8 protein-coding genes and 2 tRNA genes are annotated in these 10,216 nt (G+C 54.2%); 1 reads left to right on the top strand and 9 read right to left on the bottom strand.

Going from position 1 to position 10,216, the window contains the following annotated elements:
- From AC07NP_RS14130 to mltB, 8 genes are all read right to left on the bottom strand, one after another.
- Window positions 1-77: transfer RNA gene (locus AC07NP_RS14130), tRNA-Arg, on the bottom strand.
- 3 nt (window positions 78-80) lie between these two features.
- Window positions 81-173 (bottom strand) — tRNA-Ser (locus tag AC07NP_RS14125).
- 344 nt (window positions 174-517) lie between these two features.
- The gene (gene csrA, locus AC07NP_RS14120; protein WP_000906486.1) at window positions 518-703 is read right to left on the bottom strand and encodes a carbon storage regulator CsrA; all 186 of its coding nucleotides are present in this window, start codon (window positions 701-703) and stop codon (window positions 518-520) included.
- 238 nt (window positions 704-941) lie between these two features.
- Window positions 942-3,569 carry an alanine--tRNA ligase gene (alaS, locus tag AC07NP_RS14115; protein ID WP_494660853.1) on the bottom strand — a complete coding sequence of 876 codons (2,628 nt, stop codon included), beginning with the start codon at window positions 3,567-3,569 and terminating at the stop codon, window positions 942-944.
- Window positions 3,570-3,823: 254 nt separating this feature from the next.
- Complete coding sequence (gene recX, locus AC07NP_RS14110) at window positions 3,824-4,324, bottom strand: recombination regulator RecX (protein WP_494660852.1); 501 nt, start codon at window positions 4,322-4,324, stop codon at window positions 3,824-3,826.
- 105 nt (window positions 4,325-4,429) lie between these two features.
- A complete protein-coding gene (gene recA / locus AC07NP_RS14105) occupies window positions 4,430-5,491 on the bottom strand; it encodes a recombinase RecA (RefSeq protein ID WP_494660851.1) in 1,062 nt (353 codons plus the stop codon).
- 80 nt (window positions 5,492-5,571) lie between these two features.
- Window positions 5,572-6,069 (bottom strand): nicotinamide-nucleotide amidase, encoded by a 498-nt coding sequence (pncC, locus tag AC07NP_RS14100; protein WP_494660850.1) that lies wholly within the window; start codon window positions 6,067-6,069, stop codon window positions 5,572-5,574.
- A 215-nt stretch (window positions 6,070-6,284) separates the two neighbouring features.
- Window positions 6,285-7,364: a lytic murein transglycosylase B gene (gene mltB / locus AC07NP_RS14095; RefSeq protein ID WP_203360255.1), complete on the bottom strand. Its 1,080-nt coding sequence runs from the start codon at window positions 7,362-7,364 to the stop codon at window positions 6,285-6,287.
- Between the two features lie 290 nt (window positions 7,365-7,654).
- Between mltB and gutQ the strand changes: the two genes are divergently transcribed.
- Window positions 7,655-8,620 carry an arabinose-5-phosphate isomerase GutQ gene (gutQ, locus tag AC07NP_RS14090; protein WP_192613209.1) on the top strand — a complete coding sequence of 322 codons (966 nt, stop codon included), beginning with the start codon at window positions 7,655-7,657 and terminating at the stop codon, window positions 8,618-8,620.
- On the opposite strand, the gene norR is transcribed toward gutQ, so the two are convergent.
- A complete protein-coding gene (norR, locus tag AC07NP_RS14085) occupies window positions 8,617-10,134 on the bottom strand; it encodes a nitric oxide reductase transcriptional regulator NorR (protein ID WP_494660849.1) in 1,518 nt (505 codons plus the stop codon). The two genes, gutQ and norR, sit on opposite strands and share 4 nt — an antisense overlap.
- Window positions 10,135-10,216: the final 82 nt, after the last annotated feature.

The raw sequence follows: 10,216 nt of genomic DNA, 5'->3' as shown, positions 1-10,216 counted from the left end.
TGGTGCATCCGGGAGGATTCGAACCTCCGACCGCTCGGTTCGTAGCCGAGTACTCTATCCAGCTGAGCTACGGATGCAAATGGCGGTGAGGCGGGGATTCGAACCCCGGATGCAGCTTTTGACCGCATACTCCCTTAGCAGGGGAGCGCCTTCAGCCTCTCGGCCACCTCACCAAACGCCTCTTGCGAGTGCTTCGGAGAACTCGTTAAAAGCTCTTCGTCGCTGCGTGGCGCACATATTACTTTCTGGGACTTATAAGTCAAACAATTTTTCCTGCACTTTTATCGTTTGCACACTTCACGCGCAATTAGTCTGCAAAAACGGCAAAAAGAGTGTTTTATCAACAAACAAATCGGTGTTTAACACGCATCAATGAGGAACAAAAAAACGAGGCGAACGGAAAAGTCGGTCAACAAACACAGAGGCAGAATAAGAAAATGGAGCTGATGGGATAAAAAAGAGGGTTTAGAGCGGGAATCAGGTTGCGCCTCACCGAACGAGATGAGACGCGGAAACCTTAGTAACTGGACTGCTGGGATTTTTCAGCCTGGATACGCTGGTAGATCTCTTCACGATGGACAGAGACTTCTTTCGGGGCGTTTACGCCAATGCGTACCTGGTTGCCCTTCACCCCTAAAACTGTCACGGTGACCTCATCTCCAATCATGAGGGTCTCACCAACTCGACGAGTCAGAATCAGCATTCTTTGCTCCTTGAAAGATTAAAAGAGTCGGGTCTCTCTGTATCCCGGCATTATCCATCATATAACGCCAAAAAGTAAGCGATGACAAACACCTTAGTGTAAGCAGTCACGGCATCACATTCTGTTAAACCTAAGTTTAGCCGATATACACAACTTCAACCTGACTTTATCGTTGTCGATAGCGTTGATGCAAACGCCGTAAACCCAGATCTACGGCGCTCGCTAACGCTTATAGTTATTACAGTTTTGCGCTGACCCAGCCTTTCACACTGGCTAACGCTGCAGGCAGAGCCGCAGCATCCGTACCACCGGCTTGCGCCATGTCCGGACGACCACCGCCTTTACCGCCCACCTGCTGAGCGACCATACCTACCAGTTCTCCGGCTTTCACACGGTCGGTCACATCCTTAGACACGCCCGCAATCAGAGAAACCTTACCTTCATCTACCGTTGCTAAAACGATAACCGTCGACCCCAGTTGATTTTTCAGATCATCAACCATGGTACGCAGCATTTTCGGTTCAACACCCGCCAGCTCACTGACCAGCAGCTTCACGCCGTTGATATCGACAGCATTGCTGGAAAGATTCGCACTCTCCTGCGCCGCAGCCTGTTCCTTCAACTGCTGTAACTCTTTTTCAAGCTGACGCGTACGTTCCAGTACAGAACGAACCTTGTCACCCAGATTCTGACTATCGCCTTTCAGCAGTTGCGCAATATCGTTTAAGCGATCGCTTTCCGCATGCAGAGTCGCGATTGCACCTTCACCGGTGACCGCTTCAATACGGCGAACACCTGCCGCAGTACCGGACTCAGAAACAATACGGAACAGGCCAATATCCCCGGTACGGCTGGCGTGCGTACCGCCGCACAGCTCGGTGGAGAAATCGCCCATGCTCAGTACGCGAACGCGATCGTCATACTTCTCGCCAAACAGCGCCATTGCCCCTTTCGCTTTTGCAGCGTCCAGATCCATGACATCGGTTTCAACTGGCAGGTTGCGACGAATCTGCGCGTTCACCAGGTCTTCCACGGCACGGATTTCTGACGGTTTCATGGCCTCATTATGGGAGAAGTCGAAACGCAGAACTTTATCGTTAACCAGAGAACCTTTCTGCGCCACATGCGTGCCCAGAATCTGACGTAATGCCGCATGCATCAGGTGCGTTGCGGAGTGGTTCAGACGAATACGCGCGCGGCGCACATCATCCACATCGGCCTGCACGGCGTCGCCCACTTTCAGAGAACCCGCAGACAGCTTACCGACATGACCAATCGCCTGGCCGTATTTCTGCGTGTCGCTCACCGCAAATGCGAAGCCTGCGCCTTTCAGTTCGCCTTTATCGCCAACCTGACCGCCGGATTCAGCGTAAAACGGCGTCTGATCCAGCACGACAACCGCTTCCTGCCCTACATTAATCACATCTACCGCTTTACCATCAACGAACAGCGCGGTGACCTTGCCGTTCAGTTCCAGATGGTCATAGCCTTTAAACTCTGACGCGCCATCAACGCGAATCATCGCATTGTAGTCCGCGCCAAAACCGCTGGCCTCACGCGCACGACGGCGCTGTTCTTCCATGGCGGCTTCAAATCCTGCTTCATCAACTTTGATGTTGCGCTCACGGCAAACGTCCGCCGTCAGGTCAACCGGGAAGCCGTAGGTGTCATACAGACGGAAAGCCGTTTCGCCATCCAGCGTGTCGCCGGTCAGCTTCGCCAGTTCGTCATCCAGCAGCGCCAGACCACGCTCCAGCGTGCGGGCAAACTGCTCTTCTTCGGTTTTCAGAACTTGTTCAACCTGAGCCTGCTGACGCTTCAGCTCTTCACCGGCAGATCCCATCACCTCAACCAGCGGACCAACCAGCTTGTAGAAGAAGGTCTCTTTCGCGCCCAGCATGTTGCCGTGACGAACCGCACGACGAATGATACGACGCAGCACATAGCCACGGTTTTCGTTCGACGGAACAACGCCATCGGCAATCAGGAATGCGCAGGAACGAATGTGGTCAGCGATTACGCGCAGCGACTTGTTGTTGAGGTCAGTCGCGCCAGTGACTTTCGCCACGGCCTTAATCAACGAGCTGAACAGGTCAATTTCATAGTTGGAGTTAACGTGTTGCAGCACAGCCGCAATACGTTCCAGCCCCATACCGGTGTCCACAGAAGGTTTCGGCAGTGGTTCCATGGTGCCGTCAGCCTGACGGTTGAACTGCATGAAGACGATGTTCCAGATCTCAATGTAGCGATCGCCATCTTCTTCCGCGCTTCCCGGAGGGCCGCCCCAGATGTGGTCGCCGTGGTCATAGAAAATCTCGGTGCACGGGCCGCAAGGACCAGTGTCGCCCATCTGCCAGAAGTTGTCAGACGCATACGCTCCACCTTTGTTATCACCAATGCGGATGATACGTTCGCGCGGAATGCCGACTTCTTTTTCCCAGATTTCAAAGGCTTCATCGTCGGTTTCGTAGACGGTCACCCACAGGCGATCTTTTGGCAGGGCAAACCAGTTTTCACCGGTCAGAAGCTCCCACGCATATTGGATCGCGTCGTGTTTGAAGTAGTCGCCGAAGCTGAAGTTACCCAGCATTTCGAAGAAAGTATGGTGACGTGCAGTGTAACCGACGTTTTCCAGATCGTTGTGTTTACCACCCGCACGCACGCAACGCTGTGAGGTTGTTGCGCGGGAATAATTACGCTTGTCGAGCCCAAGGAAAACATCCTTGAACTGGTTCATCCCGGCGTTGGTAAACAACAAAGTTGGGTCATTGTTTGGAACCAGAGAGCTGCTAGCAACTACCTGATGTCCCTTACTATGGAAAAAGTCGAGAAACGCCTGACGGATCTCAGCGGTGCTCTTGCTCATAATTATCCTGAAATCAATCTACACTTCATCCTTCAAACCGCCTCTGCGGTGGCTGCGCTTGTTCACCCCAGTCACTTACTCCAGTAAGCCCTGAGGATTCACTCACTTGCCGCCTTGATGCGACTTGAATGATTTTGTGTATTTAAGGAATATTCGTCGCAGACGGCGGTCATCCTAAAACAACCCTCGCCCGAACGGAAAAAAGTGGGAATAAGATAAGTTTTCTTTACGGGGAAGTAAAATCCCGTATGTGCTCAATCATCAAAATTTCGCCATATATCCTGAATATCTTCCATCAGGTAGCCACGATAGAGCAAGAAACGCTGAACCTTTACCTTTTCTGAAAAGTCTGTCGGCAGTGGATCGCCGTATTTTCGAAAGGCCTGGTCGCGCGCGCGCTCAAACCAGTCAACCTCGCATTCACGCATGGCCTTTTCCGTTGCTTCACGCGCAATACCCTTCTGATTCAATTCCTGGCGTATCCGTGCCGGACCATAACCTTTGCGGCTACGGCTGGCGATAAAGCGAACGACAAACCGATTGTCATCAAGATATTGGTGTTCATAGCACCAGGCGATAACCCGTTCATAGTCCTCTGCGGTCGCGTCGATTTCTTCCGGCCCATTTTTACCCATCACCGGTGCTGAGAGCTTACGACGCAACTCTTGTTCACTGTGGTCACGTACCGCCAGAATACGAACTGCACGGTCTAACAGACGGGAATAAGCGGGTCGGCGCGGTGTAGATTCGCTCATAACAACCTTCGAAAAATAAAATGCAAAAAGGGCCGCATAAATGCAGCCCTCTGATTATAAGCCGGATAAAAACGCCAGAGCGTCACCATCAGACACGGTTAACGATTAAAAATCTTCGTTGGTTTCCGCAACGTTTGCGCCATCATCAACGGAGAAATCTGGCGTTGAATTCTGGTTGTTCAGCAGCAGTTCGCGTACTTTCTTCTCGATTTCTTTCGCCGTCGCCGGATTCTCTTTCAGCCAGTTCGTCGCATTCGCTTTGCCCTGACCGATCTTCTCGCCGTTATAGCTGTACCAGGCGCCAGCTTTCTCGATCAGCTTCTCTTTCACGCCCAGGTCAACCAGTTCGCCATAGAAGTTGATGCCTTCACCGTAGAGGATCTGGAACTCAGCCTGTTTAAACGGTGCTGCGATTTTGTTCTTCACGACTTTCACGCGGGTCTCACTACCGACCACGTTGTCGCCCTCTTTCACCGCGCCAATACGACGGATGTCCAGACGAACAGAAGCGTAGAATTTCAGCGCATTACCACCCGTGGTGGTTTCCGGGTTACCGAACATCACGCCAATTTTCATACGGATCTGGTTGATGAAGATCAGCAGCGTGTTGGACTGTTTCAGGTTACCTGCCAGCTTACGCATCGCCTGGCTCATCATACGTGCCGCGAGGCCCATGTGAGAGTCGCCAATTTCGCCTTCGATTTCCGCTTTCGGCGTCAGCGCCGCAACGGAGTCGACCACGATAACGTCAACCGCACCCGAACGCGCCAGCGCGTCACAGATTTCCAGCGCCTGCTCACCGGTATCCGGCTGAGAACACAGCAGGTTGTCAATGTCGACACCCAGCTTACGGGCATAAACCGGGTCCAGTGCGTGTTCTGCATCGATAAACGCACAGGTTTTACCTTCACGCTGCGCGGCGGCAATAACCTGCAGCGTCAGGGTTGTCTTACCGGAAGATTCCGGTCCGTAAATTTCGACGATACGCCCCATCGGCAGACCGCCAGCACCCAGCGCGATATCCAGTGAAAGCGAACCGGTGGAGATAGTTTCCACATCCATGGAACGGTCTTCACCCAGGCGCATGATGGAGCCTTTACCGAATTGCTTTTCGATCTGGCCCAGTGCTGCCGCCAACGCTTTCTGTTTGTTTTCGTCGATAGCCATTATTACTCCTGTCATGCCGGATGAAACCGGATAATGAATTCTGTTCTGTTGACGCAATTATACTGTATGGTCATACAGTATCAAGTGTTTTGTAGAAATTGTTGCCAGAGGGTTTGCAGCGCGTAAGTCGTCGCCTGACGACGCACTGCCTCGCGGTCGCCGCTGAAACATTCCCGACGCGTAATCCCTTCGCCACTGGCGCTGGCAAAGGCAAACCAGACCGTACCAACGGGTTTTTCTTCGCTACCGCCGTCGGGCCCGGCAATTCCGCTTATCGAGACAGCGAAGTGCGCTCTGGCGGCTTTCAGCGCGCCAATCGCCATTTCCACCACCACGGGTTCACTGACCGCGCCATGCTGGGCCAACGTCTCTTCGCGAACGCCGATCATCTGCGCTTTTGCTTCATTGCTGTAGGTAACAAACCCGCGTTCAAACCAGGCGGAACTCCCGGCAATATCGGTAATGGCTTTCGCTACCCAGCCGCCCGTACAGGATTCCGCTGTCGTTACCGTGGCGCCGCGTGTTTTTAACGCCTGCCCCACTCGTTCACTTAACTGCATCAGTTCACTGTCAGTCATTCCGACCTCTGTCAGTTAAAAAATATGCCGGACAAGATACCACTTCCCTCAATGAGATGGGGATGAGGTGACGATTTTTCGAGGAGGATTCAGGAAATAGATTAACCGCGTTAAAAATAGCGCCGGATGACGATGCTCAGGCATCTTATCCGACCTACAAAGGAACTCAGCCCCGTAGGCCAGATATGGCAAAGCCGCCATCCGGCAAAAGAGAATTACTGCACACGTGCCAGCGCGACGGCCTGACCAAGCTGCCAGACCGCCATGGCATAATGGGTGCTGTGGTTATAGCGGGTAATGGCATAGAAGTTCGGTAAACCGTACCAGTACTGGTAGCCGGTGCCGATATCAAGACGCAACAAGCTGGCCTTTTGATGATTACCCAGCGACTGCTGCGGCGTTAACCCGGCAGCAGCAAGTTGGGAGATGCTGTACTGGGTTTTAAAGCCATTCGCAAGGCCTGGCGCCTGGCCGTTAGCCATCACCGCCACCGTATCGCCTTTCTCCCAACCGTGTCCTTTAAAGTAGTTTGCAACGCTACCGATGGCATCGACCGGATCCCACAGGTTAATATGACCGTCGCCGTTGAAGTCAACCGCATACTCTTTGTAGGAGGACGGCATAAACTGTCCGTAACCCATCGCGCCCGCAAAAGAACCTTTCAGGTTCAGCGGATCATCCTGTTCGTTACGCGCCATCAGTAAGAAGGTTTCCAGCTCGCTGGAGAAGTACTCCGCCCGGCGTGGGTAGTTGAACGACAGCGTCGCCAGCGCATCCAGAATGCGCGTTTTACCCATCACACGCCCCCAGCGCGTTTCAACCCCGATAATCCCGACGATGATCTCCGGCGGTACGCCATAAACCTGCCATGCGCGATTCAGCGCATCTTCGTACTGATTCCAGAACACCACGCCATTTTGCACATTATCCGGGGTGATGAACTGCTTGCGATAGCGCAGCCATGCGCCGTTAGGTCCGGTAGGCGCTTGAGCCGTCGGGGCTTGTCTGTCCATCAGACGCAGCACGTAATCCAGACGTTTGGCCTGTGACAGGATCTCCTGCAACTGTTGGCGGTCGAAGCCGTGTTTGCTCACCATTTTGTCGATGAACTGCTGCGCATTGGGGTTATTGGCGAAATCGCCGCCCATCTGCATCACGTTGTGTTGGGGCTCAAGCAGGAAACCGCCGGACGGCGTCCCCGTTGTCGTTTGAGTCTCTGAAGGTTTCGGTTTGCTGCTACAGGCAGCCAACAACACACAAAGGGGAAGTAATGCTACATAACGACGCTTGAACATGAGCCATCCATTAAACAAATTCAGCCAGAGTGAAGTATGGTAAAGCATCCTCCGCCGCACAAGGAAGCGGTAGTCGCTATCGCTACCTATTTTTAGCAGCAAAAATAGCGATTCCTTTTATCACGCCAGTGATGAATCCCTCTTCAACATGATCCTTTTCTATGATTCCCCCCCTCTGAATGCACTATCATCGCGTACTGCTATTGCGTGAATAAGCGGGAACAGCGGCAGTTTTTGTTGTCCCTGATCATCGGCAAAAGGGATTGAAGTGATCATAACCGGAGAAACCAATGAGTGATGCACTACTGAACGCGGGTCGTCAGACATTAATGCTGGAGCTACAGGAAGCGAGCCGTCTGCCAGAGCGTCTGGGCGATGATTTTGTCCGCGCCGCGAATACCATTATCCACTGCGAAGGCAAGGTGATTGTCTCCGGTATCGGCAAGTCCGGTCATATTGGCAAAAAAATTGCGGCAACCCTCGCCAGCACCGGCACTCCGGCTTTTTTCGTTCACCCGGCGGAAGCGCTGCACGGCGATCTGGGGATGATCGAAAGCCGTGACGTCATGCTGTTTATCTCCTATTCCGGCGGCGCGAAAGAGCTGGATCTCATCATTCCACGCCTCGAAGACAAATCGGTCGCCCTGCTGGCGATGACCGGAAAACCCTCCTCCCCGCTGGGTCTGGCGGCGAAAGCCGTGCTGGATATCTCCGTCGAACGTGAAGCCTGCCCGATGCATCTGGCGCCGACCTCCAGCACGGTAAACACCCTGATGATGGGCGATGCGCTGGCGATGGCAGTGATGCAGGCGCGCGGTTTTAACGAGGAAGATTTTGCCCGCTCCCATCCGGCTGGCGCATTGGGCGCGCGTTTGCTGAATAACGTGCATCATCTGATGCGTCGGGACGATGCGGTGCCTCAGGTTCAGCTTGCCACCAGCGTAATGGACGCGATGCTGGAATTGAGCCGAACCGGGCTGGGTCTGGTCGCGGTCTGTGACGATGAAGCCTATGTGAAAGGCGTATTTACCGACGGCGACCTGCGTCGCTGGTTAGTGGGCGGCGGCGCGCTCACCACGCCGGTCAGTGACGCAATGACCCACAATGGCGTCACGCTACAGGCACAAAGCCGCGCCATTGACGCCAAAGAGATCCTGATGAAGCGCAAAATTACCGCCGCCCCGGTGGTGGATGAAAACGGCAAACTCACCGGCGCCATTAACCTGCAGGATTTTTATCAGGCAGGCATTCTCTAATCTTTGAGTCCCAGACGCTTCGCCAGTCGGTGCAGATTGGCGACGTCTGTTTCAAGCGCCCGCGCGCTGGCCGCCCAGTTATGATTATTTTGCGCCAGCGCCCGGCGGATCATCTCCCGCTGAAAACGCTCCGTCGCGTCACGCAGATTTTGATTGAGCGGCAATTCTGTCGTCGGTTCCGGCGGTGGTATAACCGACGCGTCCTGTAACGCAAAATGCGTGGCTTCCAGCCCCACTTCATCCCCTGCTTTCGTTGCCCTCGCCAGTACCACGGCACGATGGATCGCATGTTCCAGTTCGCGCACGTTTCCTGGCCAGCCATAATTCAGCAGATGACTGCGCGCGGCTGGACTCAGCACCACGCGTGAAAGCCCCAATCGCAGCCGGCACTGCTCGCAAAAATAGCCCGCCAGCAACACCACATCCTCACCGCGCTCGCGCAGAGGCGGTACGGAAAGCGGGAAGACGCTCAAACGGTGAAACAGGTCGGCCCTGAAACGCCCGGCCAGGACTTCTTCGCGCAGATCACGGTTGGTCGCCGCCAGTACGCGTACATCAACGCGCAGACTACGATCGTCGCCAACACGCTGAATATCGCCGTACTGTAATACGCGCAGCAACTTGGCCTGCAGCGCTAATGACAGTTCACCAATCTCGTCCAGAAACAGGGTGCCGTTATCGGCCATTTCGAACTTACCGCTGCGGTTGCTGATGGCCCCGGTAAACGCCCCTTTGACATGACCAAATAGTTCACTCTCCGCCACGCTTTCCGGCAGCGCGGCGCAGTTGAGATAGACCAATGGATTCACCGCACGCGGCGAGCCTTCATGGATGGCTTTTGCCACCAACTCTTTACCGGTCCCTGTCTCGCCGCTGATCAGCACGTTAAGGTCAGAGCCCGCCACAATCTCGATCTCTTTTTTTAACTGCATCATGCTGGGTGAAAGGCCAATCATCTGCGTCTCTTTTACCTGCTCAAACGCGGAGGATGAGCCCGGCGACATGTTCTGGCTTTCCAGTTGTTCAATCAGCAGCGCGTTACTCAGCGCCCCGGACGCCAGCGCGGCAATCAGACGCAGTTCTTCATCACTGAAAACATCAAACTGGTCTGGCGCCATGCCGTCGAGCGTCAGCGCGCCAATCAGGTTCTGTCCGGCGAACAGCGGCAGGCCAATGCAGGCGTGTACCTTCAGGCTCTCTTGTCCTGGAATCAATCCGTCATAGGGGTCGGGTAAATCGCTGTCGGCCGGGAAGCGCACCACGTCCCCGGCGCGGGCGATGGCCTCCAGACGCGGATGCCCTTCCAGCGTAAAGCGTCTACCAAGCACATCGCGCGCCAGGCCATCAATCGCCAGCGGAATAAACTGGCGCGCCTCGTAGCGCAACAGCGCGGAAGCATCACATTCCAGCACCTGCCGAAGCGTCGTGATCAGGCGCTGAAATCTGTCCTGATGGCCGATACCGCGTTGCAATTCAATGGCGATACTCGCCAGTACATCAACGGAAAAACGCATAACGCCCTCATTGTCATTTTGACCATTCATATTGTCATAGTGACCATTTAATGAATAGTCATTTTGACTACCAACTTGGGAG

Source organism: Citrobacter sp. GW821-FHT07H02 (assembly GCF_059418505.1).
Note: the sequence above shows the minus strand (reverse complement) of the source record. Positions and strands in the feature narration are given on the sequence as shown.

What these genes read in the sequence shown, in the direction of transcription:
- csrA (WP_000906486.1), bottom strand. Translation starts at nt 703, where the DNA reads ATGCTGATTCTGACTCGTCGAGTTGGTGAGACCCTCATGATTGGAGAT.
- alaS (WP_494660853.1), bottom strand. Translation starts at nt 3,569, where the DNA reads ATGAGCAAGAGCACCGCTGAGATCCGTCAGGCGTTTCTCGACTTTTTC.
- recX (WP_494660852.1), bottom strand. Translation starts at nt 4,324, where the DNA reads ATGAGCGAATCTACACCGCGCCGACCCGCTTATTCCCGTCTGTTAGAC.
- recA (WP_494660851.1), bottom strand. Translation starts at nt 5,491, where the DNA reads ATGGCTATCGACGAAAACAAACAGAAAGCGTTGGCGGCAGCACTGGGC.
- pncC (WP_494660850.1), bottom strand. Translation starts at nt 6,069, where the DNA reads ATGACTGACAGTGAACTGATGCAGTTAAGTGAACGAGTGGGGCAGGCG.
- mltB (WP_203360255.1), bottom strand. Translation starts at nt 7,364, where the DNA reads ATGTTCAAGCGTCGTTATGTAGCATTACTTCCCCTTTGTGTGTTGTTG.
- gutQ (WP_192613209.1), top strand. Translation starts at nt 7,655, where the DNA reads ATGAGTGATGCACTACTGAACGCGGGTCGTCAGACATTAATGCTGGAG.
- norR (WP_494660849.1), bottom strand. Translation starts at nt 10,134, where the DNA reads ATGCGTTTTTCCGTTGATGTACTGGCGAGTATCGCCATTGAATTGCAA.